Here is a 26,813-nt window from a genome sequence, read left to right as displayed (position 1 = left end):
ACGTCGGCGAGGATGATATGAAAAGTACATCGACAACCAGCAGAACGGAATATTACAAAATCAGCAGCTTTATTTTTCTCTATTTCTTTACCTGGTCTGCCAGTATTGGCCTGCTGGCAATCTGGCTCGGCCAGAAAGCCAATCTTAGCGGGTCGGTGATTGGAACCGTCTTTGCGGTTAACGGGATCTTCTCCGTTATTCTCAAACCGATCTACGGCTATATTCTCGATAAGATCGGCATGAGCAAATACCTGCTCTATTTTGTGGTGATTATGTCGGCGCTGATGGCTCCGTTCTTTATTTATGTTTACCAGCCGCTGTTAATGTCCAACACCCTGCTGGGGATTATTATCGGCGCGCTCTATTTAAGCTTTGCCTGGTACGCGGGCGTGGCGGCGTGCGAATCTTATTCCGACCGCTTTAGCCGCCTGAACGGCATGGAGTTCGGGCAAATTCGCATGTGGGGCTCGCTCGGCTGGGCGGTGGCGTCGTCCTTCTCCGGCCTGCTGTTTAACCTTTCACCAGCGTATAACTTTATTCTCGGCAGCGTGGCGTCGGTGGTGATGCTGATCGTCCTGCTGAACCTGAAAGTGAACACTAACTCCGCTCACGCAGGGGAGGTGCTGACGAAAGAGAAAATCGCCCCGTCTGACGTTTACGCCCTGCTGCGAAACCGCAAATTCTGGGCCTTCTGCCTGTACGTGGCGGGCGTGGCGTGGATGATGTTTATCGCCGAGCAGCAGTTCTCGCGCTATTTCGTCACCTTCTTCGACGATATTCACGAAGGCAACGCGGTATTTGGCTACCTCGGTACGGTGCAGTCGGGCATGGAATTTGTCATGTATATGGTGGTCCCGCTGTTTGTGAATTTTATTGGCGCCAAGCGCGGGCTGTTAATTGTCGGGCTGGTTGTCGGGGCGCGTCTGATTATTTCCGGCATGTGTGACTCTCACCTGTTAATTTCCGTGCTTAAGCCGCTGTACGGCCTGGAAATATGCCTGCTGCTGGTGTCGGTCTTTAAATATATCGCCGAGCATTTCGACAAGCGCGTCAATGCCACCATGTATTTACTTGGCTATCAGGCGATGCTGTACGTTGGCAACGTGGTGGTTTCTTCTCCTGCCGGCTATATGTACGACCGCATCGGCTTTGAGCACACCTATATCATCATGGGCGCTACGGCGCTGACCTTTACCCTTATTTCTGCCTTTACGTTATCCGCCTGCCAGAGCAAGTGGCGCGGGGCCCGTGCGCTGAACGTAGCAGAAACCTCAACACGCTAATTACGCCGTCAAAGAAGGAACCGAAATATGTTAAGTCGTATCAAAGAGGAACGTCTGTCCGCTATCGCTGCGCCCGTTGATTCCCGCGCGTTCAGCGATGAGCTGAGTTCGGCCCGCGGCCACGTTCTCGACCTGATTAGCCGTCATTTAACGGCGTTCGGCGACAAATTCCCGGCGGAGACCTGTAAAGAGGGCTTTTATCCGCTGACCGAAAACGTGGAGTGGACCACCAGCTTCTGGACCGGCCAGCTGTGGCTGGCGTGGGAGATGAGCGGTGAGGAGAAATTTCGCGCGATGGCGGAAAAACACGTGCGCTCCTTTGGCCTGCGCATCGCCGGGCGCAACGACACCAACACCCACGATTTAGGCTTCCTGTACACGCTTTCCTGCGTGGCGGCCTGGCGACTGACCGGCAGCCGCGAGGCGCGCGGCTTCTCGCTGCTGGCGGCGGAGGCGCTGCTGGAGCGCTTCCATGAGAAGGCGAAGATCATCCAGGCGTGGGGCGATCTCTCCGATCCCGATCAGGCCGGACGGATGATCATCGACTGCAACATGAACCTGCCGCTGCTCTACTGGGCAACCGAGCAGACGGGCGATCCGCGTTTTGCCGACGCGGCCAAAGCGCACGTCATGCAGGCGGCGACGTACCTTATTCGTGACGATGCGTCCACCTTCCACACCTACTATATGGATGTGTTAACCGGCGCGCCACGCTACGGCAACACGCAGCAGGGCTATGCCGACGACTCGTGCTGGTCGCGCGGGCAGGCGTGGGGGATTTACGGCTTCCTGCTGAGCTATATCTATACCGGCGATGAAACGATGATTGCCCTGTCGAAACGGCTGGCGAACTACTTCCTCAACCGCCTGCCGGAGGATTACGTCTGCCACTGGGATCTGGCGCTGGTGGGCACCGACGCGCTGCGCGACTCATCGTCGGCGGCAATCGCGGTGTGCGGGCTGCTGGAGCTGGTGAAGCATCTGCCGGTGACGGATCCGGACCGGGAGCGTTATCTGGAGTGGGCGAAAGGCATCATGTCGTCGCTGACGAAGCACTATCTGATGGGCAAAGACGAAAAGGGCAACGGGATCCTCAAGCACTCGGTATACCACCTGGCGAGCAACAAAGGCGTGGATGAATGCGCAAGCTGGGGCGATTACTTCTATGTTGAGGCGCTGGTGCGCTTCACCCAGAGCTGGAAGCTGTACTGGTAACGGGCAGGGGTGTCACCACCCAAGCACTTCTTTAATGGCGCGCCGGTAGGGCGTATCAAGCTGGGCAGGCACGCGGCAAATATAGTCCCGCGCATGGCTGCGGGCCTGTCCGCTGAGGCCGTCGAGATAGGCGATGGCCTCGTCCACGGCAGGAACTCTGCCCTCCTGCGACGCGCTTCTCGGGGGAAGCCCGGTCCAGATGAGCGCCTCAATTCCTCTCTCCCTCGCCCACGTTGAGATCACTCCCGCGTTGCGTCCGGTTATCAGCAGCGAGCCGATACCATCGCAACGATCGTCAGGAATGCCCTCCCGCTCGCGCAGGGCCTGAGAGGCCACGCTGAGCGAAGTGGCGTTCAGCCATACCCAAAGCACAGGCAGGGCGGGCGCGTTCATGCAGATGGCGGTCGCCAGTTCGCCGCCATCGCTTACGCGGCAGAACTCGACGGGCAGTGATGGCCCGTCGGTTTGCCACTCACCGGCTACCGGTAACGCGCCGCTTTTCCAGATTAACGAGCCCCAGCCAAGACAAGCGATTTTCATGCTGTTCCTCTGCGCGACGTGAACCAATAGCCTCAGACGTTATGCCTTAGGAATACGCAGCGTCTGGCCGGGATAAATTTTATCCGGGCTGGAGAGCATCGGGCGGTTCGCCTCAAAGATCTTGTTGTACTGGTTGGCATCGCCGTACACGGTTTTAGAGATGGCGCTCAGGGTGTCGCCGGATTTCACCGTATAGTAGGTTGCTTCATCTTTAGCGTCCGTTGCGGTGATATTGTTCTCCACCTCGCTGACGCCCGCGATGTTGCCGACGGCGACCTGGATTTTTTCTTTCTGCTCCTGCGTCAGCCCGTCGCCCGTTACGCTGGCTTTGCCATCGGTGACGTTAACCTGAACTTTATCGGAACCGGGAATGTTGAGTTTCTTGAGGTGCTCGGTGATTTTGTCGCTCTGACCCTTATGATCGGTCAGGTTGTCCCACAGCTTTTCGCCTGCTTCTTTCACGAAGTTAAAAAGACCCATTCCATCCTCCTGTTAAACATGAAGTCAGAATAAGCATAGCAGTTGAGCGGTAAGGTGATAAAAAAAGCCCGGTGCGTTAACGCTTACCGGGCCTGCGGGGGAAAATTGTAGGCCGGGTAAACGCAGTGCCACCCGGCAAATTTCACAGAACTTAAACCCCTTGCTCCAGAATACGGATGTGGGTTTCAAGGACATCCCCTTTCACCGCATCGCTCCACGCTTTCATATGCGCGGTCTGCAAATGCGCTTCAAGGTGGGCGACGGTTTCCCACTGCTCCACCATGATGATGGAGTCTGGCGCGGTTGCCTGGAAGCTAGCGTCGGTAGCGGCATCCACCATCGGCGCGTAGCCGTGGCAGCCTTCTTCCTTCAGAACGGTCGGGATGATTTTCGCGAACTGATCCAGCACCGCCTGGCGGTGATGTTGGCCGGGACGCGTACGGATTTCAGCAATTACGGTAAGCATGGTTAACTCCTTCTAATTCCAGGCTAACAGTTAAGCAAAAATTTCCGCGAGATGCTTGCGATATTCTGCGATATAGCGCGGGACGTCCGGCATTTTAATCACGTCGTTGACGATAAAGGTCGGCAGCGGCGTCATTCCCAGGAACTGGTTAGCCTTGTGGAACGGCAGATACGCGCCGTCTACGCCCACGCCTTCAAAGAACTGATCGTTCTCGGTGAACGCTTCAAGAGGCGCGTTCCAGGTCAGGGAGAGCATATATTTTTTGCCCTGAATCAGGCCGCCGGAACCGTATTTTTTAGACGCATCTGAACGGGTACGACCGTCGCTGGCATACAGCGAACCGTGACCTTCGGTGAACACGTCGTCCATGTATTTTTTCACGGTCCACGGTGCGCCCATCCACCAGCCCGGCATCTGCCAGATCACCACGTCGGCCCACAGGAAGTTCTGCACTTCGGCCTTCACGTCATAATCGCTGTCCACGCGCACGACCTTAACATCATGTCCGGCGTCGCGCAGGAAACCATCCGCGACCTCGGTCAGGGTGTCATTCAGCTGGCCTTTAGAGTGCGCAAATTCTTTTGCGCCGTTGATAATCAGAATGTTGCTCATTATTTGTCCTCGATGCTGAGAGTATGCCGGGTATTCTACGCGCGAGGACGGAGCGGAAAAATAAGCAAAATGTGCAAAGTCTTTTGCGCTAAGCGCAATAATCTTACCAGCTGACGGTTACCGCAAAGCCCCCTTGAGGCGCATTGTCCAGCGAGACGCGCATCCCGTGTAGCGTTGCGATACGCTTCACTATAGACAACCCCAGGCCGCTGCCGGTGGCGTCCTGCCCGGGTGGGCGATAAAAACGCTCGCCAATGCGTGCCAGCGCTTCAGGAGAAATGCCCGGTCCGTTATCGCGCACGGTAAAGCTTTGGGTATTCAGCGTCACGTCCACCACGCTGCCGCGCGGGCTGTAACGAACGGCGTTGTCCAGCAGGTTACGCGCCAGCAGGCTCAGCAGCAGCGGCTGCCCATGACGCATCACCTCGGGCGCATTAACGTTGAGCCGAACATCAATGCCCGCCTGCTGCGCCGGATGCCAGATGTCCAGCACCGCAGATTGCAGCAAATCAGCCATCGCCACGGGTTCGACGTCATCAAGGTTATCCAGTGAATCCAGGCGCGACAGGGTAAGAAGCTGGTCCACCAGCCGGGAGGCGCGGTCGATGCCCGCATGCAGTTGCCCCAGCGCTTTAGACTGCGCCTCGGGATCGTCGTGGGAAAGCTGCGCCACGTCGGTTTGCACCTTCAGCGCGGCCAGCGGGCTGCGCAGCTCGTGGGCGGCGTCCGAGGTGAAGCGGCGCTCGCGGGCCATCATCTCCTGCGTACGGGCAAAAAGATGGTTAAGCGCATCAAGCAGGGGACGAACCTCCGTCGGCACGCCGTGGGTGGGCAGCGTATCGGTCGCATCCGGCGAGCGCGAGCGCAGGGTCTGCGCCAGGTTTTTCAACGGCTTCAGTTCCCGGCTCAGCAGGACAATCAGCAACAGCAGCATCACGGGCAGCGCCACCAGCCACGGCGTCAGCTGCGAGCTGACCACGTCCAGCGCCATATCCTGTCGGTACTCCCACTCCTGACCGACCACCACGCGGTATTTCCCGTCCGGGGAGGTTAGCCACAGGAAACGCCATTCGTCGCTGTCATCCTGCAACCGACCGTCAGCAAACCCCTCCCGGCGGTAGTGATAGGGGATGTCGCGCCCGTTCTCGCCGTCGTTAAGCACCATGCTGCCGTCGGCGGTGAAGATCGCGAAGGCCAGCGCGTCGTCGTCAAGATGGCCGTGTTTCGCTTTTTTCGGCACCTCGCGCATACGCTCCGGCGCGCGGAGTTCGTCCACGTCCATCGTCAGCAGCCGTTTGGCAAACAGCATCTGCTGGGTATCGAACAGTTTATCGAGCTTGTCGGTCGTCTGGTGCCAGGCGACCACGCTTGCGGCAAACCAGGCCGCCAGGGAAAGCAGCAAAAAGAGCAGCGTCAGGCGCAGCTTCAGGCTCAGGCGTTGGGTCAGTTTCATGCGTCACCCAGGGTATAACCGATGCCGTGCACGGTGCGGATAAATTCGCTGCCGAGCTTGCGGCGTAAATGATGTACATGGACTTCGACGGCGTTGCTGGAGACGTCATCATCCCAGTTGTAGAGTTTCTCTTCGATGGCCTTGCGCGGCAGCACGCGGCCCGCGTTGCGCATCAGCAGTTCCAGCAGGGCGAACTCTTTTGGTTTAAGCACCAGCGTTTCGCCGTCCAGCGTGGCGACAAGGCTTGTGGGGTCGAGCGTGACCTTGCCGTGACGCAGCTCGCTGCGCGCCTGCCCGTGACTGCGGCGCACCAGCGCTTCGAGGCGGGCTGCCACTTCAATCAGCGCGAACGGTTTACACAGGTAATCATCCGCCCCCAGGCGTAAGCCTTCCACGCGCTGGTTCAGCGCATCCCGCGCCGTCAGGATCAGCACCGGCTCGCTCTTACCGCTTTCGCGCCAGGCGCGCAGGATCTCAAGGCCGTCAATTTCCGGCAGCGTCAGGTCCAGCACCACGGCATCGTAAGGCGCGGTGTACAGGGCCGCCTGACCGGTTTTACCGTCGGTAAACCAGTCCACGTTAAAGCCCATTTTGCTTAAGCCCGCTTTGATGCCATCGCCGATAAGCTTGTCGTCTTCTACCAGTAAAATGCGCATTGTCCCTCCTTGATGCCGTCAGTAAACCTTCTGCACGCGCATGCTGTACAGTAAAAATAAATAAATTTTCCCCTTAAGAAGTTGTTAAGGTTTACCCTGTTTAATGGATTGTGAAACGACATTAAAGGGAGAGATTAAGATGAAAAAATACGCTGCAATTGCTGCCATCATGATGATGACCACTGCCCCTGTTTTTGCTGCACAGGGCGGCTTCACGGGCCCATCTGCAACACAGACCCAGACGCAAACCCAGCAGGGCGGCTTTGTCGATAACAACGCCAACCTCACCACCGCGGCTAAAGTGAAAGACATGAAGGACGACAGCTGGGTGAAGCTGCGCGGTAACATCACCGAGCGCCTGTCCGATGACCGTTACACCTTCCGCGACGAAAGCGGCACGGTGGTGGTTGAGATCGACCACAAGCGCTGGAACGGCGTGACGGTGACGCCACAGGATAAAGTCGAGCTTCAGGGTAAAATCGATAAAGACTGGAACGAGTTTGAAATCGACGTGAAGCAGGTTATCAAGCTGAACAAATAACCCGGAAAGGGCCGCATGAGCGGCCCTTTTTCTTTGTGACTCAACTCGCCAGATGAGGTAGTATCTGCGGCAATATTGCCTGAAACCCATCGGTTTCTGAGTTGAGGAATCACACGTAATGAGCGATATGGCAGAGCGCCTCGCGCTACATGAATTCACGGAAAACGCCTACCTGAACTACTCCATGTACGTCATCATGGACAGGGCGTTGCCGTTTATCGGGGATGGCCTGAAGCCCGTTCAGCGCCGCATCGTCTATGCGATGTCCGAACTGGGGCTGAATGCTACCGCCAAGTTCAAGAAATCCGCCCGTACCGTTGGTGACGTGCTGGGTAAATACCATCCGCACGGCGACAGCGCCTGCTATGAAGCGATGGTGCTGATGGCCCAGCCGTTCTCTTATCGCTATCCGCTGGTGGATGGCCAGGGGAACTGGGGGGCACCGGACGATCCGAAATCCTTCGCGGCGATGCGTTACACCGAATCCCGTCTGTCTAAATATGCCGAAGTGCTGCTGGGCGAGCTGGGGCAGGGTACGGTTGACTGGGTGCCAAACTTCGACGGTACGATGCAGGAGCCGAAAATGCTGCCTGCCCGCCTGCCGAACATCCTGCTGAACGGCACCACCGGTATCGCCGTGGGTATGGCGACGGACATTCCGCCGCACAACCTGCGTGAAGTGGCGAAAGCCGCCATCACCCTGATTGAGCAGCCGAAAACCTCGCTGGACGATCTGCTGGATATCGTGCAGGGGCCGGACTATCCGACCGAAGCCGAAATCATCACCTCGCGTGCTGAAATCCGCAAAATCTACCAGAACGGTCGCGGCTCCGTGCGCATGCGCGCGGTTTGGACCAAAGAGGATGGCGCGGTGGTGATCACCGCGCTGCCGCACCAGGTTTCCGGGGCCAAAGTGCTGGAGCAGATCGCCACCCAGATGCGCAATAAAAAGCTGCCGATGGTGGACGACCTGCGCGACGAATCGGATCACGAAAACCCGACCCGTCTGGTGATTGTACCGCGCTCTAACCGCGTGGACATGGAGCAGGTAATGAACCACCTGTTCGCCACTACCGATCTGGAAAAAAGCTATCGCATCAACCTGAACATGATTGGTCTGGACGGTCGTCCGGCGGTGAAAAACCTGCTGGAGATCCTCACCGAATGGCTGGCCTTCCGCCGCGATACGGTGCGCCGTCGTCTGAACCATCGTCTGGAAAAAGTGCTTAAGCGCCTGCATATCCTTGAAGGTTTGCTGGTGGCGTTCCTCAACATTGACGACGTGATCGAAATCATTCGTACCGAGGACGAACCTAAGCCCGCCCTGATGTCGCGCTTTGGCATCAGTGAAACCCAGGCCGAAGCAATTCTCGAACTGAAGCTGCGCCATCTCGCTAAGCTGGAAGAGATGAAGATCCGCGGCGAGCAGGACGAGCTGGAAAAAGAGCGCGATCAGCTTCAGGCGATTCTGGCGTCCGAGCGCAAGATGAACACCCTGCTGAAGAAAGAGTTGCAGGCCGACGCCGACGCCTTTGGCGATGACCGTCGTTCTCCGCTGCACGAGCGTGAAGAAGCGAAGGCGATGAACGAGCACGACATGCTGCCGTCCGAGCCGGTAACCATCGTGCTGTCCCAGAGCGGCTGGGTGCGTAGCGCCAAAGGCCACGATATCGACGCGCCGGGCCTGAGCTACAAGTCCGGCGACAGCTTTAAGGCGGCGGTGAAAGGCAAGAGCAACCAGCCGGTGGCGTTTATCGACTCCACGGGCCGCAGCTACGCCATTGACCCGATCACCCTGCCGTCCGCGCGCGGGCAGGGCGAGCCGCTGACCGGCAAGCTTACGTTGCCGCCGGGCGCCACGGTTGACCATATGCTGATGGAAGCCGACGACCAGAAGCTGTTGATGGCCTCCGATGCGGGCTACGGCTTTATCTGTACCTTTAACGATCTGGTGTCGCGTAACCGTGCCGGTAAAGCGCTGATCAGCCTGCCGGATAACGCACACGTGATGCCGCCGCTGATCATTGAGAACGAAAGCGACATGCTGCTGGCGATCACCTCTGCCGGACGTATGCTGATGTTCCCGGTCAGCGATCTGCCGGAGCTGTCGAAAGGGAAGGGCAACAAAATCATCAGTATCCCGTCAGCGGAAGCGGCAAAAGGCGAAGATGGCCTGGCGCATCTCTTCCTGCTGCCGCCGCAGAGCACGCTGACCATTCACGTCGGCAAACGTAAGATCAAACTGCGTCCGGAAGAGTTGCAGAAGGTGGTGGGTGAGCGCGGACGTCGCGGCTCACTGATGCGCGGCCTCCAGCGAATCGACCGCGTGGAGATCGACTCGCCGGCGCGCAGCAAAGCGGACGACAGCGAAGAGTAACCTGTTTCATCCCCCTCTGTCCGGAGGGGGTATTACCGTAAAATTTCCCGTAAAAACGTTGTTAATTCGTGCGTTGCGATTAACAATACGCGCTCGTAATAAAGTCCTTACCTGGCCACAGGTGAAGTATAATTGTCAGCTGTCAGGGCTTCAGAGGTCGCTATGCTATACATTGTTCGTCTCATTCTTACCGTTATTTACTGCATTCTGGTCTGTATTTTCGGATCGATTTACTGCCTGTTCAGCCCGCGTAACCCAAAGCATGTCGCGACGTTTGGCCACATGTTTGGCCGTCTTGCGCCGCTGTTTGGCCTGAAGGTTGAGAAGCGTCTGCCTGAAGGGGCGGAGAATTTCGGTAACGCCATCTATATCGCTAACCATCAGAACAACTTCGATATGGTGACGGCCTCAAATATTGTTCTTCCGCCGACCGTAACCGTGGGTAAAAAGAGCCTGCTGTGGATCCCGTTTTTCGGCCAGCTGTACTGGCTCACCGGTAACTTGCTGATTGACCGTAACAACCGCGCCAAAGCGCATGGCACCATTGCGGAAGTGGTGGATCAGTTTAAAAAGCGTCGGATCTCAATCTGGATGTTCCCGGAAGGCACGCGCAGCCGCGGTCGCGGCCTGCTGCCGTTCAAGACCGGCGCGTTTCATGCTGCAATTGCGGCGGGTGTTCCAATTATTCCCGTGTGTGTTTCCAATACATCGAATAAGATTAATCTTAACCGTCTGAATAACGGACTGGTGATTGTCGAAATGCTGCCGCCGGTGGATACCTCTACATACGGTAAAGACCAGGTGCGCGAGCTGGCCACGCACTGTCGTGAGCTGATGGCTCAGCATATTGCGCAGCTCGATAAAGAAGTTGCAGAGCGAGAAGCCGCCGGTAAGATTTAACCGGCGTCGTTTAAGGGAAAACGAATTCCCGCGTTGTTAGTCGTTTCAGATGGAGCTTATATGTCACTCAGTCGGCGTCAGTTTATTCAGGCTTCGGGTATCGCCCTTTGTGCGGGTGCGATGCCGCGGACAGCCAGCGCCGCCGGGCAGCAACAGCCGCTGCCCATTCCGCCGTTGATTGAATCCCGTCGCGGGCAGCCGCTATTCCTCACGCTTCAGCGTAGCCACTGGTCCTTTACCCAGGGAACGCGCGCGCAGGTATGGGGCATTAACGGACGCTACCTTGGGCCGACCATTCGCGTGTGGAATGGCGATGACGTTAAGCTCATCTACAGTAACCGGACGACTGAAAATGTCGCGATGACCGTCAGTGGATTGCAGGTGCCGGGGCCGCTAATTGGCGGCGCGGCGCGCATGATGTCGCCGAATGCCGACTGGGCGCCCGTGCTCCCGATTCGTCAGAGCGCGGCGACACTGTGGTATCACGCCAATACCCCGAACCGCACCGCCCAGCAGGTCTACAACGGCCTGGCCGGGATGTGGCTGATTGAGGATGAGGTCAGTAAAACGCTGCCGATCCCAAATCACTACGGCGTGGACGATTTCCCGGTCATCATCCAGGACAAGCGCCTGGATAACTTTGGCACGCCGGAGTACAGCGAGCCGGGCAGCGGTGGCTTTGTGGGCGATACGCTGCTGGTTAACGGCGCGCAAAGCCCGTTTGTGGAAGTGTCACGTGGCTGGGTGCGCCTGCGTCTGCTGAACGCCTCCAACTCGCGCCGTTACCAGTTGCAGATGAGCGACGGCCGTGCGCTGCATGTTATTTCAGGCGATCAGGGATTATTACCCGCGCCGGTATCGGTGAAACAGCTGGCGCTGGCGCCGGGCGAACGGCGTGAAATCCTCGTTGATATGACCAACGGGGATGAAGTGTCCGTGACCTGCGGCGAAGCGGCAAGCATTGTTGACCGCATACGCGGGTTCTTTGAGCCGTCGAGCGTTCTGGTCTCCACGCTGGTGCTGACGCTGCGCCCGACCGGCCTGCTGCCGCTGGTGACCGATAGCCTGCCGATGCGCCTGCTGCCGCAGGAGATCGTGACCGGGCCGGCAGTGCGCAGTCGCGATATCAGCCTGGGCGATGACCCGGGCATCAACGGCGCGCTGTGGGACGTTAACCGCATTGATATCACCGCCCAGCAGGGAACCTGGGAGCGCTGGACCGTTCGCTCGGAGATGCCGCAGTCGTTCCATATTGAAGGAGTGTCGTTCCTGATCCGCAACGTCAACGGGGCGATGCCGTTCCCGGAAGACAGAGGCTGGAAAGATACCGTCTGGGTGGATGGGCAGGTAGAACTGCTGGTCTACTACGGTCAACCGTCGTGGCCGCACTTCCCGTTCCTGTTCCACAGCCAGACGCTGGAGATGATGGACAGGGGCTCGGTAGGGCAGATGCTGGTCAATCCGGCGCCGTAAAACGTGTCGGGTGGCGGCTTCGCCTTACCCGACCTACACGCGCGCAGGCCCGGTAAGCGTAGCGCCACCGGGCAATAAATACCCCTTCATTTCCCACAATGTTCCAGCGTATAATCCCGCTCCTTTTGTCTATTTTTTCTTCGGAAGCATTATGAGCGCTATTTCCCTGATCCAGCCGGATCGCGACCTCTTCTCCTGGCCCCAGTACTGGGCGGCCTGCTTTGGACCGGCGCCGTTTCTGCCGATGTCCCGGGAAGAGATGGATCAACTGGGCTGGGACAGCTGCGATATCATTCTGGTAACGGGTGATGCGTATGTCGATCACCCGAGCTTCGGCATGGCGATCTGTGGCCGTATGCTTGAAGCCCAGGGCTTCCGCGTGGGGATCATCTCCCAGCCTGACTGGAACAGCAAAGACGACTTCATGCGTCTGGGCAAGCCAAACCTGTTCTTCGGCGTGACCGCGGGCAACATGGACTCGATGATCAACCGCTATACCGCTGACCGTAAGCTGCGCCATGACGACGCTTATACGGCAGACAACGTGGCGGGTAAACGTCCCGATCGCGCGACCCTCGTTTACACCCAGCGATGCAAAGAAGCATGGAAAGACGTGCCGGTGATCCTGGGCGGCATCGAGGCTAGCCTGCGCCGTACCGCGCACTACGACTACTGGTCTGACACCGTGCGCCGCTCGGTGCTGGTGGATTCGAAAGCCGATATGCTGATCTTCGGTAACGGTGAGCGTCCGCTGGTGGAAGTGGCACACCGTCTGGCGCAGGGTGAAGCGGTCAGCGAGATCCGCGACGTGCGCAACACCGCGATCATGGTGAAAGAGGCGCTGCCGGGCTGGAGCGGGGTGGATTCCCGCATTATCGATATGCCGGGCAAAATCGACCCTATCCCACATCCGTACGGTGACGATCTGCCGTGCGCGGATAACAAACCGGTTGAACCGAAGAAAGCGGAAGCAAAGGCCGTGGTGGTGCAGCCGCCGCGTCCGAAGCCGTGGGAGAAGACCTACGTGCTGCTGCCGTCTTACGAGAAGGTGAAAAGCGATAAGGTGCTCTACGCCCACGCGTCGCGTATTCTGCACCACGAAACCAACCCGGGCTGCGCCCGAGCGCTGATGCAAAAGCACGGTGAGCGCTATATCTGGGTTAACCCGCCGGCAATCCCGCTTTCTACCGAAGAGATGGACAGCGTCTTTGCCCTGCCGTACAAGCGCGTGCCGCATCCGTCATACGGCAACAGCCGTATTCCGGCGTACGAGATGATCCGCTTCTCGGTCAATATCATGCGCGGCTGCTTTGGCGGGTGCTCCTTCTGTTCGATCACCGAACACGAAGGCCGTATCATCCAGAGCCGCTCTGAAGAGTCGATTGTTAACGAGATCGAAGCGATTCGCGACTCGGTGCCGGGCTTTACCGGCGTGATCTCCGATCTGGGTGGCCCGACGGCGAACATGTATATGCTGCGCTGTAAATCGCCGCGCGCCGAGCAGACCTGCCGCCGTCTCTCCTGTGTCTATCCGAGCATTTGTGAGCATATGGACACCAACCACGAGCCGACGATCAACCTCTACCGCCGCGCGCGCGATCTCAAAGGCATCAAGAAGATCCTGATCGCCTCTGGCGTGCGTTACGACATCGCCGTGGAAGATCCGCGCTACATTAAAGAGCTGGCGACGCACCACGTGGGCGGGTATCTGAAGATCGCCCCGGAGCACACCGAAGAAGGCCCGCTGTCCAAAATGATGAAGCCGGGCATGGGCAGCTACGACCGCTTTAAACAGCTCTTCGACACCTACTCAAAACAGGCGGGGAAAGAGCAGTATCTGATCCCTTACTTCATCTCCGCGCACCCTGGCACGCGTGATGAAGACATGGTGAACCTGGCGCTGTGGCTGAAGCAGCGTCGGTTCCGTCTGGATCAGGTGCAGAACTTCTATCCGTCGCCGCTCGCTAACTCGACGACCATGTATTACACCGGCAAGAACCCGCTGAGTAAGATTGGCTATAAGAGTGAAGACGTGGTGGTGCCGAAAGGGGATAAACAGCGCCGTCTGCATAAAGCGCTGTTGCGCTATCACGACCCGAAAAACTGGCCGCTGATCCGTCAGGCGCTGGAAGAGATGGGCAAAAAGCACCTCATTGGCTCGCGTCGTGATTGTCTGGTGCCTGCGCCAACGCTGGAAGAGATGCGCGAAGCGCGCCGCCAGAACCGCAATACGCGCCCGGCGTTGACGAAGCACACGCCGATTGTGCATCAGCGTTCGAATGGTAATTCCAGCGCGAAGAAGCCCGTGAAGCGCAAAGCGTAAAGAAAAACCCCGGCAAGCCGGGGTTTTTTATTAACCGCCAAACTGGTCCGGGTCTGGCCCAAGGCGCTTACCCTGATCCAGCTTCGCAATCTCACCCAGTTCGTCTTTATCCAGGCGGAAATCCCAGACGTCGAAGTTCTCGGCGATACGCGACGGCGTGACCGATTTCGGGATCACTACCAGACCGCTGTCCAGATGCCAGCGGATGACAATCTGCGCCGGCGTTTTGCCGTACTTATCCGCCAGCTCGCGGATAATTTTCTGGTCAAACACTCCTTCGCCGCCCTGAGCCAGCGGGCTCCAGGATTCGGTCTGGATCTTGTGCGTGGCGTTCCACGAATGAAGCTGGCGCTGCTGCATCAGCGGATGCAGCTCAATCTGGTTAATTACCGGCGCGACGCCCGTTTCATCAATCAGGCGTTGCAGGTGATGAACCTGGAAATTACAGATGCCGATGCTTTTAATCAGCCCCTCTTTTTGCAGGTCAATCATCCCCTTCCAGGCATCAACGTAATGATCGATAGCCGGAACCGGCCAGTGCATCAGATAGAGATCGACAAAATCGAGCTGGAGTTTCTCCAGGCTCTCCTGCAACGCTTCGCGGGGACGCTTTTGATCGTCGTTCCACAGCTTGGTGGTGATGAATAACTCATCGCGGGGAACGCCAGCGCTGGCAAGCGCGGTCCCCACGCCGTCCTCGTTTTTATAGGCGGCGGCAGTATCGATGGACCGATAGCCGACTTCCAGGGCTTTATGAATGGCGGAGACGACCTCGTCGTTACCGGCTTTCCATACACCTAGCCCCAGCTGGGGCATCACGTTGCCGTCCTGTAGCTTGATTACGGTTTGGTTTGCCATTTTTCCTCCTTCAGGTGCTCATCGCCGGAGGGAACCTCCGACGATGTGATGTGCATTAAGTCTGGACGAAATGTCAAAAAACGAAAGTCAGGATCCTAAAAACGCTTAGCGTGCCGCTTCGTAAATGCGACGGCTGACGTCCAGGGTGATGTCGCCATGCTCGCCGATCTGCGTCATGCCGTGTGCTTCCAGTTTCGCCAGCAGGGCAGGGATGGAGCTGCCGTCCAGGCCGTAGTCAGAAAGACGCGTTGGCACACCCAGGCTTTCAAAGAACTGACGGGTGGCTGCAATCGCGGCATCAATACGCGCATCGTCGGAACCCTCGGTGATGTTCCACACGCGTTCGGCGTACTGGAGCAGCTTGGCGCGTTTAACGTCACGTTTTTCGTTCCACAGCGCAGGCAGAACCACCGCCAGCGTCTGGGCGTGATCCAGTCCGTGCATCGCCGTCAGCTCGTGGCCGAGCATATGGGTAGCCCAGTCCTGCGGCACGCCTGCACCGATCAGGCCGTTCAGCGCCTGGGTGGCGGCCCACATGACGTTGGCACGCACGTCGTAGTTTTCAGGCTCTTTCAGCGCTTTCGGACCTTCCTCAATCAGCGTCAGCAGAATGCCTTCCGCAAAGCGATCCTGAATTTTGGCATTAACAGGATAAGTCACGTACTGCTCAACGGTGTGAACAAAGGCGTCAACCACGCCGTTCGCCACCTGACGTGCAGGCAGGGTATAGGTGTAAACCGGATCGAGGATCGCGAACACGGGCTGAACGTGTTCGTTCATAAAGGCCTGCTTGTCACCGGTGGTTTTACGGGAGATGACCGCGCCTTTGTTGGATTCAGAGCCGGTGGCCGGCAGCGTCAACACGGAGCCCATCGGGATGGCACTGCTAATGTCGCTGCCGCCCGTTTCCAGAATATGCCACGGGTCGATGCCGTCAGCGTAATGCGCTGCCGCCGCGATGAATTTGGTGCCGTCCAGCACGGAGCCGCCGCCCACCGCCAGCAGGAAGGTGATCTGCTCCTCGCGGGCGATTTTCACCGCGTTCATCAGCGTTTCATAAGACGGGTTAGGCTCGATCCCGCCGAACTCGCGCACGTCCAGTCCTTCCAGCGCGCGGTAAACCTGATCCAGTACGCCGGTTTTTTTCACGCTGCCGCCGCCGTAGGTAATCAGGACGCGGGCGTCCGTCGGGATTTGTGCACGCAGGTCAGCGATAGCGTCTTTACCAAACAGAATGCGGGTTGGGGTGTGAAGGTTAAAGTTGTTCATGGCTTGTTCCCTGTAGTGGGTAAAAAATCGTGGTGGCGCAGAAGGCAACCTGATGCTGCACATTGTGGCGGGCAGGCGCTATCCTCTCAATGCACATTCCTGCCGATGTCTTGCCCATTTCTACAGCGCGCTGGAGAAACGGTAAGAAAATGCGCACACTATTAACGTCGGAAACCGTACCCGGAGTAACTGAAAATGAACCGTGATGCCATCTGCCATCAACTAACGTCGCAGATTAAGAGACTGACAGATAATGGAAATAATGTGTCCGGGCTATTGCCGGATATTCGGCTGCTCTACGGAACCCAGCCCGGTACACGCACCCCGGTGATGTATCAGCCCGGCATCGTTTTTCTCTTTTCTGGCCATAAGATTGGCTATATCAACGAGCGCGTTTTCCGTTACGATCCCAATGAATATCTGCTTCTGACAGTACCTTTACCCTTCGAATGTGAAACCTTCGCGACAGAGGATGTGCCCCTGGCCGGGATCCGCGTCAACGTCGATATCCTCCAGTTGCAGGAGCTGCTGATGGAGATTGGGGAGGACGAACTGTTCCGGCCGTCGATGGCGGCAAGCGGCATTAACTCCGCGACCTTATCGGATGAAATTCTTTGCGCGATCGAACGCCTGTTAGATGTGATGGAAAGGCCGCTGGACGCCCGTATTCTCGGAAAGCAGATTATCCGCGAAATTCTTTATCACGTGCTGCTGGGGCCGGGCGGCGGGGCGCTGCTGGCGCTGGTAAGCCGGCAAACGCACTTCAGCCTGATTAGCCGCGTGCTGAAGCGCATTGAGAGCCAGTACACCGAAAACCTCAGCGTTGACCAGCTGGCGGCGGAAGCCAATATGAGCGTCTCGGCGTTTCACCATAACTTTAAATCCGTCACCAGCACGTCGCCGTTGCAGTACCTCAAAACCTACCGTCTGCACAAGGCGCGGATGCTGATGATCCACGATGGCATGAAGGCCAGCGCGGCGGCGATGCGGGTTGGATATGAAAGCGCGTCGCAGTTTAGTCGGGAGTTTAAGCGTTACTTCGGCGTTACGCCGGGGGAAGATGCGTCGCGCATCCGAACCATGCAGGGAGCCTGAGGGGAAACGTAGGCCGGGTAAGCGGTAGCGCCACCCGGCTTTTGGTTATGCACTGCAATACTTTTTCTTAATCACCACCGCAATGGTACCCACCAGCCCAGCAACCAGCAGGAAGATCGGCAGCACCATCAGGAACGTCATCACCTGGTCTTCATGGCGCTTAACAAAGGGGATCATATTCAGCGCGTAGCCGAGCGTGGTGACCACGCCCACCCAGAGCAGGGCACTCAGCCAGTTGAAGAACTGGAAGCGGCGGTTAGACAGGCCTGAAATTCCCGCCATGGTTGGCAGCAGGGTACGCACAAACGCCAGAAAACGCCCGGCGAGCAGCGCCAGCAGGCCGTGGCGGTCAAACATGCAGGTCGCACGCTGGTGGTATTTTTGCGGCAGCTGCGCCAGCCAGCCCTTCACCACGCGGGTGTTTCCAAGCCAGCGCCCCTGCAAATAGCTCAGCCAGCAGCCGAGACTGGCCGCAGAGGTGAGGATCACCATTGTCGGTGCGAAGTCCATCACGCCCTTGCCGATTAACGCTCCTGCGAGCAGAAGCAGGCTGTCTCCGGGTAAAAATGAGGCTGGCAGTAGTCCATTTTCCAGAAACAGCGTCGCGAACATCACGAAATAGACAATCCCGACGACATGCGGGTCCGCCAGCGCGGCAAAATCGTGTTGCCAGAGCGCCGTGATGATATTTTGAATAACAGCCATGGACTTTCCTGTGGAACAGCAGATATAACGCTATTGTACTCCCAAATTTGCCTGTAGGGGTTGATCGCAGGCGCATCTCATACAGACTTTTCCGCTTGCGGTGTTCAGAATGGCTTCCGGGGAGTACATTTCAGTCAGCACTTTACACGATGCGCTCAAACCCTGCCGATAAATCCGCAATTAAATCGTCCACATTTTCCAGCCCGATATGCAGGCGGATTAAGGTCCCCTCAAAGTCCACCTCGCCGCCCGGGCGCAGGGCCGCAATCTGCTCCGGCTGGTTAGGCAGGATCAGCGATTCAAATCCACCCCAGGAATAGGCCATGCTGAAGAGGGTAAAGTGATCCAGATAGCGCGCCAGCTCGGCGTCATTCAGGCGCTTTTTAAGAACAAATGAGAACAGCCCGCTGCTGCCCGTAAAGTCACGTTGCCAGTATTCGTGGCCTTTGCTGCCCGGCAGCGCCGGATGGTTAACGCGCTCCACCTGCGGATGCAGCGCCAGCCACTGGGCAATTTGCAAGCTGCTTTCGTGGTGCTGACGCAGACGCACGCCGAGCGTACGAATACCCCGGCTGGTCATGTAGGCGGTATCGGCATCCACCATCTGACCCATCAGGTAGGCGTTTTCACGCAGTTGATCCCAGCAGCGGGCGTTAGCTACCGCCGTACCGATCATGCCGTCGGAATGGCCAATCAGATATTTAGTCGCCGCCTGTATGGAGATATCAATATCAAAGTCCAGCGCTTTAAACAGCACGCCTGCCGCCCAGGTATTGTCGATCATGATAATCGCTTCCGGCGCGATACTGCGCACCGCGTTCACGATGGCCGGGACGTCATGCACTTCCATGGTGATGGAGCCGGGAGATTCCAGGAACACCACGCGCGTGTTTGGCTGAACAAGCCCGGCAATGCCTGACCCAATCAGCGGATCGAACCAGCTGGTGGTGACGCCGAGCTTGCTGAGAATTTTGGTGCAGAAGTCCTGGCTTGGTTCGTAGGCGGTATTGGTCATCAGGACGTGGTCGCCCTGTTCCACAAACGCCAGAATGGTATTGGCGACCGCCGCCGCGCCGCACGGGAACAGCGCGCAGCCCGCGCCGCCCTCCAGTTCGCACATGGCTTCCTGCAACGAGAAATGGGTTAGTGTGCCGCGACGACCGTAAAACAGCCCGCCCTTCGCGCGATTACGCGTGGCGATTTTTTTATCCTCGACGGTATCAAACACCAGCGAGGAGGCGCGCTGGATCACGCTGTTGACGGAGCCCTGGGTGTATTTCTTACTGCGTCCTGCCTGCACCAGCGTGGTCTCAAGCTGCTTATTAGTCATATTCGCTAACCCTATTTTTATACGTCTGGACGTCCAGACTACCATGATTGTCAGAATGTGCATCCGGATGCTTATCGAATAAGCAGAAAATATTATTAAAAATACGCATAAAAAATTTTTACTGCGTAAGCGCAAGGAAAGTGAGCGAAAATTACGGCACTATGTAAATACTAATGAGAACTACTATCAATTCGACGACGTTTTGATATTATTACGTTCAGATTTGTGATTTGCGTCCTGGAGATACAGAGTGGGTAATAATTTGATGCAGACGGATCTCTCCGTTTGGGGCATGTACCATCATGCTGACATCGTAGTTAAGATTGTGATGATCGGCCTGATTCTGGCGTCCGTGATCACCTGGGCTATCTTCTTCAGCAAGAGCGCCGAACTTCTTTCACAAAAACGTCGCCTCAAGCGTGAGCAGAAGCAGCTGGCAGAAGCCCGCTCTCTGGATCAGGCTTCTGATATCACCTCATCCTTCCATGCGAAAAGCCTGACCACCCTGTTAGTGAATGAAGCTCAGAACGAGCTGGAACTCTCCGCAGGCAGTGAAGATAACGAAGGCATTAAAGAGCGTACCGGCTTCCGTCTGGAGCGTCGCGTTGCAGCCGTAGGCCGTCATATGGGCCGCGGTAACGGCTATCTGGCGACTATCGGCGCCATCTCCCCGTTTGTCGGCCTGTTTGGTACCGTCTGGGGCATCATGAACAGCTTTATCGGCATCGCCCAGACGCAGACCACTAACCTTGCGGTCGTCGCGCCGGGTATCGCAGAAGCGCTGCTGGCAACGGCTATCGGTCTGGTTGCCGCTATCCCGGCGGTGGTTATCTATAACATCTTTGCGCGCATGATTGGCAGTTACAAAGCCACGCTGGGCGACGTTGCCGCGCAGGTTCTGCTGCTGCAAAGCCGCGACCTGGACCTGAACGCCAGCGCCGTTAAACCGGTGCATGCGGCCTCCAAACTGCGCGTAGGTTGATTGTATGGCAATGCGTCTTAATGAAAATCTGGACGATAACGGTGAAATGCATGAGATCAACGTGACGCCGTTTATCGACGTCATGCTGGTTCTGCTGATTATCTTTATGGTTGCCGCGCCGCTGGCGACGGTGGACGTAAAGGTGAATCTGCCTGCGTCCTCCAGCCAGCCGCAGCCGCGTCCGGAAAAGCCTATCTACCTGTCGGTGAAGGCTGACAAATCCATGTTCCTGGGCAACGACCCGGTGACGGATGCCTCGGTTATTCCGGCGCTGGACCAGCTGACCGGCGGCAAGAAAGACACCACCGTCTTCTTCCGCGCGGATAAAACCGTCGATTACGAAACCATGATGAAGGTAATGGACACGCTGCATCAGGCGGGTTACCTGAAGATTGGTCTGGTCGGCGAAGAGAAAGCGGCCGCGAAGTAAAACGAAGGCGAAGCCGCCTTCCGTGCCGGGTGGCGGCTTCGCCTTACCCGGCCTACAATTTCAGGCTAGCGCCGCCGGGCGAACCACGTTGTCAGCAGTCGGAAGATGTTGTTGACGCCTCTTCATCGAGCGCCACGCAGGTGACGTTTGATGTGCGATAGTTGCCTTCCGAGAGTTTACGGGTCAGGCGCAGGGTGGCGGTTTCGCGTGCCAGCAGGTACTGATAGCTCGCCTCCAGCCGCCCGAGGATCTTCTCCTTCAGCTCAGGGCGCTGTTCAATAATGGCGTTCATCACCGCACCGTAAATTTCCTCTTTGACCTGCAAGGCATAAATCTCCCGGCGGTTCTGCCATTTCAGGCGCACCAGCGTGGCCGGAATTGAAATTAAATCCTGCGTAATACGCGTCATCTCGTCATTTTTTATCTTTTTGAGGGCGTCGAGATTTTGCTTTAAGATAAATTCATCGCTTTTCTTATCATCTAAAGTCAAATAAACGTTATTACCGGTATCATCATTCACGTTAATCTTCCCCCAGCTGATAAAAAATGGGATTGTTTTTTTCACGCGTAATTAAATTAAGCCAAATTTCATTGCCCGCTTCATTTATTTGCTGCGTTTTCTCGGCCATTATTTGACTTAAAGTCTGGGCATCTATTTCCCCTTCGGCCTGTAAATCATTCAGCAGATGAACCAGAGCTTCAATCTTGATGGCCCGAAATAAACGTTCTTTTAAATGGCGATCGTGCTCTTCCAGCACCATATTACGAGATTTGCCGGTGCGCGAAACACCAATTAATATGTCGGCTTCGTAGTCGGAGAGTTTTCTTTTTCCTTGAGTGAAATTCGCCTCTTTATCTGCTTCCGCCGAAGGCTGTTCCACAGGCGTAATGTGGTACTTTGCCGGGACAATATTGTCGGGCAGCATTTTAATTTCCTTTAATTTCAAAAGGGTGGGGTTGGAAAAAGGGTGAGATTCGTTGACAATAACATGAGGCAATTTTAAAATCAAAAAAAATGGAGCCTACCCATGAACAGCATTTTCTTTACGGTCATAACGTTACTATTACTGACCGCTGGCGTGCTTTTATTGATGCAAGAGTTCAATAAAACGAAAGTGTCAAAAGACGTCAGTGAACCGCCGCAGCCTGAATTGATGTCCAAAGAGGAGGGGGAAGATCATTTCTCCGTATTGATGAACGCCGTAACGCCGGTGTGGTACTGGCGGGTGAATCACGAATATATCGATTTTCTTCATGCGACAATAAAGCGGATGAAAATGTCCGACATTAATGACACGCCCGGCCTGTTCGATGCGCAGCGCCGCTGTAGCGACCTTAATTCCGCCGTCTATAAATATTATGACAATATCAAAAAGCGCTGTCTGAATGGTGAGAAGGTGTCGTACTCCGATTTGGACGTATTAAATCTGCGCCAGTGTTTTCGCGAGTTTAGCCTGGAAGCCTACCCGGAACTGGTTGCGCTGGTCTGGCCGGAGTATGCGCGCCCGGATGTAGATCCCAACGATGTGTAGTTGAGATATACTGAGCGCTGGTTTCGTTTGCAGACAGGATTTTATGGAACGCTTTTTTGAAAACGCAATGTATGCCTCTCGCTGGCTGCTCGCACCCGTCTATTTTGGTCTTTCCCTGGCGCTGGTCGCTCTGACGATCAAGTTCTTCCAGGAGATTTTCCACGTCCTGCCAAACATTTTCTCCGTGGCAGAAGCCGATTTGATTCTGGTTCTGCTGTCGCTGGTGGATATGACGCTGGTGGGGGGATTACTGGTGATGGTGATGTTCTCCGGTTATGAGAATTTCGTCTCTCAGCTTGATATCGCCGAGCATAAAGAAAAGCTCAGCTGGCTGGGGAAAATGGACGCCTCCTCGCTGAAAAATAAAGTCGCGGCGTCAATTGTGGCGATTTCGTCTATTCACCTGTTACGCGTTTTTATGGACGCGAAGAACGTCCCGGACAATAAGCTGATGTGGTATGTCATTATCCACCTGACGTTTGTGCTGTCGGCGTTTGTGATGGGGTATCTGGATAAGATCAGTAAGAAATAAATTCACCGCGCCCCTCACCCTAACCCTCTTCCTGTGGGAGAGGGCCGGGGTGAGGGCAGCAGGCGCGCTATTTATCCGACGACGCCTGCCACAAATTCAGTTCACCGTCCGCCACGTGCTGGTCAATCCGCGTCAGTTCATCTTCGGTAAAGCGCAGGTTATTCAGCGCCTGCACGTTCTCTTCCAGCTGCTCAGGGCGGCTCGCACCAATGAGCACCGACGTTACGCGCGCGTCTTTCAACAGCCAGCTTAGCGCCATCTGCGCCATCGTCTGCCCGCGCGCGTGCGCCATTTCATTCAGCAGACGAAGGCTACTCAGGTTAGCTTCCGTCAGCATGTTCTCCGTCAGGCCGCGCACTTTCTTCCCTTCCCGCTGCATGCGTGAACCGTCCGGAATACCGTTCAGGTATTTACCGGTCAGCAGGCCCTGCGCCAGCGGGGTAAAGGCGATACAGCCCGTTCCGTTTTTCTCCAGCGCGTCCAGCAGGCCAGTTTTGTCGACCCAGCGGTTAAGCAGGTTGTAAGACGGCTGGTGGATCAAAAGCGGGATCTTCCACTCGCGCAGCAGTTCGGCCATCGCCGTCGTGCGTTCCGTGGAGTAAGACGAAATGCCGACATACAGCGCTTTTCCGCTCTGCACCGCGTGTGCCAGCGCGGCGGCGGTCTCTTCCATCGGCGTGTGTTCGTCAACGCGGTGAGAATAGAAAATATCCACATACTCCACGCCCATGCGTGTCAGGCTCTGGTCGAGGCTGGCGAGCAGATATTTACGTGAACCGCCCGAACCGTACGGCCCTGGCCACATGTCGTAGCCCGCTTTGGTGGAGATAATCAGCTCGTCGCGATAACCGGCAAAATCTTCCCGCAGCAGGCGGCCAAAATTCTCTTCAGCGCTGCCCGCAGGAGGGCCGTAGTTATTGGCAAGGTCAAAATGGGTAATGCCGAGATCGAAGGCTTTACGCAGCAGCGTACGCTGGGAATCGAGCGCCTGAACGTGACCGAAGCTGTGCCACAGGCCCAGCGACAGCGCCGGTAAGCGCAGGCCACTTTTGCCGCAGTATCGGTATTGCATATTTTCGTATCGGCCGGAGTAAGGGTGCCAGGACATGATGTCTCCTTTCTTATCGGTGAATTTTCGAAACAGCGTTTTTATTCTAAGCCTATCAAATCATAAATCGTGGAGATAAGCGACGACGCGCCTGACTATGACCATCCCGAAGCCGAGCTGGCTGGTCGAGAACGTTAAGCTGGTTTAAAAATCATCTGGAATAATAAGCACTGCTTAAATAAATCATCACAAGGGGTTATCTTTTCCCCTGTCCCTGCCGATAACGAGGATAGCACTCGCCTCTGGGCGAATTCACCCTCACGGCAAGGAACACTCAATGAACATGCTTCGTAATTTCACCATCCGTTTCGTCATGCTGACGATACTGGGGATCTTTTGTGTCATGTGGGCGGGCGTAGGGCTTTACAGCACCTGGTCTCTGTCCCGCGTTTCTGATGGTAACGACGTTGACCGTCAGCTGGTCCGGCAAATGACGGTATTGAGCCAGGGTAACGATCAGTATTTTCGTTTTGTCACCCGCCTGAGCCGCGCGATGGACGTTAAAGCGGCGGGCGGCACGCCAGACCTGGCTCCCGCCCAGCAGGCTCTGGATAACATGAGCAAAAAGCTGGCGGAGATGAAGGCCATCTCCCCGGGCCCGATGGATGAAACGGTCTCTGCGCAGGTCATTTCCACCTGGCAGGCGCTGCTCGATCGGGGCGTTACGCCGCAGATGGCGCAGGCGAAGCAGGCGACGCTCGAAGGCTATCGTCAGCAGGCCAACAACGTCACGCCGCCGCTGAGCCGCGCGTTTGGCGCCGCGGTTGAGAACTTTAACAATTCTGCGGTGACGGCGCTCGACAGTACGCGCGTGGTGGTTGACAGCCTCACCAGCATAACCCGGACGGTGATCGTTACCGCCACGATCGTCGGTCTGCTGATCCTGCTCTTCACCGACCGCTACCTGGTGGCGCTGCTGGTGAAGCCGCTGGAACGCATCCGCCAGCAGTTCCGCCAGATTGCGCAGGGCGATCTCAGCCAGCCGATTGAGCCCATTGGCCGCAACTGCGTGGGCCAGCTGGTGCCGCTGCTGAGCGCCATGCAGGACAGCCTGCGTGAGGCGGTCAGCACCATCCGTTCCGGCAGCGAGAATATCTGGCGCGGGGCAACGGAGATCTCCAGCGGGAATAACGATCTCTCTTCGCGTACCGAAGAGCAGGCCGCTGCGCTGGAAGAGACGGCGGCGAGCATGGAGCAGCTTACCGCAACGGTGAAGCTGAACGCCGAAAGCGCACGCCAGGCCAGCCAGCTGGCGGACGTTGCCTCCGGCACGGCCAGCCGCGGCGGTTCGCTGGTCGACGAGGTCGTCACCACCATGAGCGGCATCTCAGCCAGCTCGAAGAAGATTGCTGAAATCACCTCCGTGATTAACAGTATCGCCTTCCAGACCAACATTCTGGCGCTTAACGCCGCGGTCGAGGCGGCCCGGGCAGGGGAGCAGGGGCGTGGCTTTGCGGTCGTTGCGGGTGAGGTGCGTAATCTGGCCAGCCGCAGCGCGAACGCGGCAAAGGAGATCGAAGGGCTGATTGCAGATTCCGTTTCCCGCGTGGCGCAGGGGGCGCAGCTGGTGAACGATACCGGCACGACGATGGAAGCCATCCTGCGGGACGTGACGGAGGTGACCGTCATTATGAAGCAGATCGCCACCGCGTCAGAGGAGCAGAGTAAAGGCATTTCGCAGGTCGGCGTGGCCATCACCCAGATGGACGGCGTGACCCAGCAGAACGCCTCGCTGGTGGAGCAGGTTTCCGCCGCCGCCGCCGCACTGGAGCGGCAGACTGAAGAGCTTCAGCGCTCAGTGCAGAAGTTCCGTCTCTCCGCGTAACATCATCGCGTCAGGCCGTCACTGGCGGCCTGACGTTTATCGCTCTGAATAATCTGTGTCACCTGCGACAGCTGGCCGATTTTCACTTCGCTTGCCCGCATAAGTTTACTTTTGTCGATCAGCAGCAGCGACTGGCTGGCGCGGCTTAACAGCAGCGCCTTAAAGCCCGCGTTGTGCTCGGACGGATCCCAAAGGACGCCATGCTCATCGACCCCTTCACACGAGAAGATAAACAGATCGATCTCCAGCCCTTTTAGCTGCGTCACCAGCGCCGGATTAACATAGCAGCGATACTTACGCTCAAGCGTTCCGCCGGAACAGATAAGCGTGATCCGCTCGCGCTTCGCCATCTCGTGGCAGATAGGCAGGCTATTGGTGAACACGGTGAGTTCGATATCCGGAAGCTGTCGCGCCAGATGAAAGCAGGTCGAACTGGCATCAAGGGCAATGGTCATCCCTTCGCTGATCCAGCCTAGCGCGTGGCGGGCAATATCGGCTTTGTCGGCATAATGGCTTTTCAGCCGTGCGCCAAAGGGTTCACCGCTGTCGCGGCTATCGGGATGAATCAGACGCGCCCGTCCGTGCTGACGCAGGAGCTTCCCCTGCTGCTGCAACGACTTCAAATCCCGGCGGATTGTCTCTTTACTGACGGAGAGCTTCTCAGCCAGCACATCGGTGGTCAGCCAGTCGCTTTTGCTCAGCAAAGCGATAAGGCGCTGTTGTCGGGTTGCTTTCAGCGTCTGGTCTGACATACGAGGTTCCTTGCGTACGCGTGCTGACTCACTTTTCTCATCGCAGAAGAAGGGCGGCGAACCGCCCGGTCATCCG

The 26,813-nt window shown here is 56.9% G+C and carries 27 protein-coding genes; 13 read left to right on the top strand and 14 right to left on the bottom strand.

What is annotated here, in order from left to right; all coding sequences use genetic code 11:
* The first annotated feature begins 17 nt into the window (after positions 1-17).
* Together INF58_RS03590 and INF58_RS03585 are read left to right on the top strand one after the other, a co-directional pair.
* Complete coding sequence (locus INF58_RS03590; RefSeq protein ID WP_063867744.1) at positions 18-1,283, top strand: oligosaccharide MFS transporter; 1,266 nt, start codon at positions 18-20, stop codon at positions 1,281-1,283.
* A 27-nt stretch (positions 1,284-1,310) separates the two neighbouring features.
* Entirely contained in the window at positions 1,311-2,498 is a 1,188-nt protein-coding gene (locus tag INF58_RS03585; RefSeq protein ID WP_063867746.1) for a glycoside hydrolase family 88 protein, read from the top strand.
* A gap of 12 nt (positions 2,499-2,510) precedes the next feature.
* Here the strand turns inward: INF58_RS03585 and INF58_RS03580 are convergent, their stop codons facing one another.
* From INF58_RS03580 to qseB, 6 genes are all read right to left on the bottom strand, one after another.
* Entirely contained in the window at positions 2,511-3,038 is a 528-nt protein-coding gene (locus INF58_RS03580) for a hypothetical protein (RefSeq protein ID WP_193527017.1), read from the bottom strand.
* Positions 3,039-3,077: 39 nt separating this feature from the next.
* Positions 3,078-3,518 (bottom strand): peptidoglycan-binding protein LysM, encoded by a 441-nt coding sequence (gene lysM / locus INF58_RS03575; protein ID WP_003862507.1) that lies wholly within the window; start codon positions 3,516-3,518, stop codon positions 3,078-3,080.
* Between the two features lie 151 nt (positions 3,519-3,669).
* Complete coding sequence (locus INF58_RS03570; RefSeq protein ID WP_008502984.1) at positions 3,670-3,984, bottom strand: putative quinol monooxygenase; 315 nt, start codon at positions 3,982-3,984, stop codon at positions 3,670-3,672.
* 30 nt (positions 3,985-4,014) lie between these two features.
* Positions 4,015-4,596, bottom strand: coding sequence for an NAD(P)H-dependent oxidoreductase (locus INF58_RS03565; RefSeq protein ID WP_193527015.1), 582 nt, complete (start codon positions 4,594-4,596; stop codon positions 4,015-4,017).
* Positions 4,597-4,699: 103 nt separating this feature from the next.
* Positions 4,700-6,049: a quorum sensing histidine kinase QseC gene (gene qseC / locus INF58_RS03560; protein WP_193527014.1), complete on the bottom strand. Its 1,350-nt coding sequence runs from the start codon at positions 6,047-6,049 to the stop codon at positions 4,700-4,702.
* Positions 6,046-6,705, bottom strand: coding sequence for a quorum sensing response regulator transcription factor QseB (qseB, locus tag INF58_RS03555; protein ID WP_063867753.1), 660 nt, complete (start codon positions 6,703-6,705; stop codon positions 6,046-6,048). The genes qseC and qseB overlap by 4 nt, the downstream gene beginning before the upstream one ends.
* A gap of 139 nt (positions 6,706-6,844) precedes the next feature.
* Between qseB and INF58_RS03550 the strand changes: the two genes are divergently transcribed.
* From INF58_RS03550 to INF58_RS03530, 5 genes are all read left to right on the top strand, one after another.
* On the top strand, positions 6,845-7,246 hold the full coding sequence (locus INF58_RS03550; RefSeq protein WP_063867755.1) for a YgiW/YdeI family stress tolerance OB fold protein: 402 nt from the start codon (positions 6,845-6,847) through the stop codon (positions 7,244-7,246).
* A 118-nt stretch (positions 7,247-7,364) separates the two neighbouring features.
* Complete coding sequence (gene parC, locus INF58_RS03545) at positions 7,365-9,623, top strand: DNA topoisomerase IV subunit A (RefSeq protein ID WP_063451179.1); 2,259 nt, start codon at positions 7,365-7,367, stop codon at positions 9,621-9,623.
* A 162-nt stretch (positions 9,624-9,785) separates the two neighbouring features.
* Positions 9,786-10,523 carry a 1-acylglycerol-3-phosphate O-acyltransferase gene (gene plsC / locus INF58_RS03540; RefSeq protein WP_193527013.1) on the top strand — a complete coding sequence of 246 codons (738 nt, stop codon included), beginning with the start codon at positions 9,786-9,788 and terminating at the stop codon, positions 10,521-10,523.
* A 60-nt stretch (positions 10,524-10,583) separates the two neighbouring features.
* On the top strand, positions 10,584-11,996 hold the full coding sequence (gene ftsP / locus INF58_RS03535; RefSeq protein ID WP_063867761.1) for a cell division protein FtsP: 1,413 nt from the start codon (positions 10,584-10,586) through the stop codon (positions 11,994-11,996).
* A gap of 151 nt (positions 11,997-12,147) precedes the next feature.
* On the top strand, positions 12,148-14,319 hold the full coding sequence (locus INF58_RS03530; RefSeq protein ID WP_063867763.1) for a YgiQ family radical SAM protein: 2,172 nt from the start codon (positions 12,148-12,150) through the stop codon (positions 14,317-14,319).
* A 30-nt stretch (positions 14,320-14,349) separates the two neighbouring features.
* Here INF58_RS03530 and dkgA read toward each other — a convergent pair whose 3' ends face one another.
* Positions 14,350-15,177 carry a 2,5-didehydrogluconate reductase DkgA gene (dkgA, locus tag INF58_RS03525; protein WP_193527012.1) on the bottom strand — a complete coding sequence of 276 codons (828 nt, stop codon included), beginning with the start codon at positions 15,175-15,177 and terminating at the stop codon, positions 14,350-14,352.
* 105 nt (positions 15,178-15,282) lie between these two features.
* Positions 15,283-16,446, bottom strand: coding sequence for an alcohol dehydrogenase (yqhD, locus tag INF58_RS03520; RefSeq protein ID WP_063451184.1), 1,164 nt, complete (start codon positions 16,444-16,446; stop codon positions 15,283-15,285).
* A 195-nt stretch (positions 16,447-16,641) separates the two neighbouring features.
* On the opposite strand from yqhD, the gene INF58_RS03515 reads away from it, so the two are divergent.
* On the top strand, positions 16,642-17,541 hold the full coding sequence (locus tag INF58_RS03515; RefSeq protein ID WP_063451185.1) for an AraC family transcriptional regulator: 900 nt from the start codon (positions 16,642-16,644) through the stop codon (positions 17,539-17,541).
* Positions 17,542-17,586: 45 nt separating this feature from the next.
* On the opposite strand, the gene yghB is transcribed toward INF58_RS03515, so the two are convergent.
* A complete protein-coding gene (gene yghB, locus INF58_RS03510; protein WP_063867767.1) occupies positions 17,587-18,246 on the bottom strand; it encodes a DedA family general envelope maintenance protein YghB in 660 nt (219 codons plus the stop codon).
* Positions 18,247-18,388: 142 nt separating this feature from the next.
* Positions 18,389-19,576 (bottom strand): cystathionine beta-lyase, encoded by a 1,188-nt coding sequence (gene metC / locus INF58_RS03505; protein ID WP_193527011.1) that lies wholly within the window; start codon positions 19,574-19,576, stop codon positions 18,389-18,391.
* A gap of 250 nt (positions 19,577-19,826) precedes the next feature.
* Here metC and exbB point away from each other — a divergent pair, with 250 nt between their 5' ends.
* Positions 19,827-20,558 (top strand): tol-pal system-associated acyl-CoA thioesterase, encoded by a 732-nt coding sequence (gene exbB / locus INF58_RS03500; RefSeq protein ID WP_063451187.1) that lies wholly within the window; start codon positions 19,827-19,829, stop codon positions 20,556-20,558.
* 4 nt (positions 20,559-20,562) lie between these two features.
* Entirely contained in the window at positions 20,563-20,988 is a 426-nt protein-coding gene (gene exbD, locus INF58_RS03495; protein ID WP_001251472.1) for a TonB system transport protein ExbD, read from the top strand.
* Between the two features lie 91 nt (positions 20,989-21,079).
* On the opposite strand, the gene INF58_RS03490 is transcribed toward exbD, so the two are convergent.
* Together INF58_RS03490 and INF58_RS03485 are read right to left on the bottom strand one after the other, a co-directional pair.
* On the bottom strand, positions 21,080-21,508 hold the full coding sequence (locus INF58_RS03490) for a cytoplasmic protein (protein WP_193527010.1): 429 nt from the start codon (positions 21,506-21,508) through the stop codon (positions 21,080-21,082).
* A 1-nt stretch (position 21,509) separates the two neighbouring features.
* A complete protein-coding gene (locus INF58_RS03485) occupies positions 21,510-21,914 on the bottom strand; it encodes a hypothetical protein (RefSeq protein ID WP_193033605.1) in 405 nt (134 codons plus the stop codon).
* A 102-nt stretch (positions 21,915-22,016) separates the two neighbouring features.
* Between INF58_RS03485 and INF58_RS03480 the strand changes: the two genes are divergently transcribed.
* Positions 22,017-22,520: an ESA_00282 family adhesion-associated protein gene (locus INF58_RS03480; RefSeq protein WP_131636393.1), complete on the top strand. Its 504-nt coding sequence runs from the start codon at positions 22,017-22,019 to the stop codon at positions 22,518-22,520.
* Positions 22,521-22,563: 43 nt separating this feature from the next.
* Positions 22,564-23,052 (top strand): TIGR00645 family protein, encoded by a 489-nt coding sequence (locus INF58_RS03475; RefSeq protein ID WP_003862473.1) that lies wholly within the window; start codon positions 22,564-22,566, stop codon positions 23,050-23,052.
* Positions 23,053-23,119: 67 nt separating this feature from the next.
* Here the strand turns inward: INF58_RS03475 and INF58_RS03470 are convergent, their stop codons facing one another.
* The gene (locus INF58_RS03470) at positions 23,120-24,160 is read right to left on the bottom strand and encodes an aldo/keto reductase (RefSeq protein ID WP_193527009.1); all 1,041 of its coding nucleotides are present in this window, start codon (positions 24,158-24,160) and stop codon (positions 23,120-23,122) included.
* 277 nt (positions 24,161-24,437) lie between these two features.
* On the opposite strand from INF58_RS03470, the gene INF58_RS03465 reads away from it, so the two are divergent.
* Complete coding sequence (locus INF58_RS03465; protein WP_193527008.1) at positions 24,438-25,985, top strand: methyl-accepting chemotaxis protein; 1,548 nt, start codon at positions 24,438-24,440, stop codon at positions 25,983-25,985.
* A gap of 2 nt (positions 25,986-25,987) precedes the next feature.
* Here INF58_RS03465 and fucR read toward each other — a convergent pair whose 3' ends face one another.
* Positions 25,988-26,722, bottom strand: a complete 735-nt coding sequence (gene fucR, locus INF58_RS03460) for an L-fucose operon activator (protein ID WP_063451243.1) — start codon at positions 26,720-26,722, stop codon at positions 25,988-25,990.
* Positions 26,723-26,813 lie beyond the last annotated feature (91 nt).

The sequence above is a fragment of the Enterobacter cloacae complex sp. P24RS genome, from assembly GCF_014982165.1.
GTDB lineage: Bacteria > Pseudomonadota > Gammaproteobacteria > Enterobacterales > Enterobacteriaceae > Enterobacter > Enterobacter quasihormaechei.
This window is presented reverse-complemented; position numbering and strand designations above follow the sequence as displayed.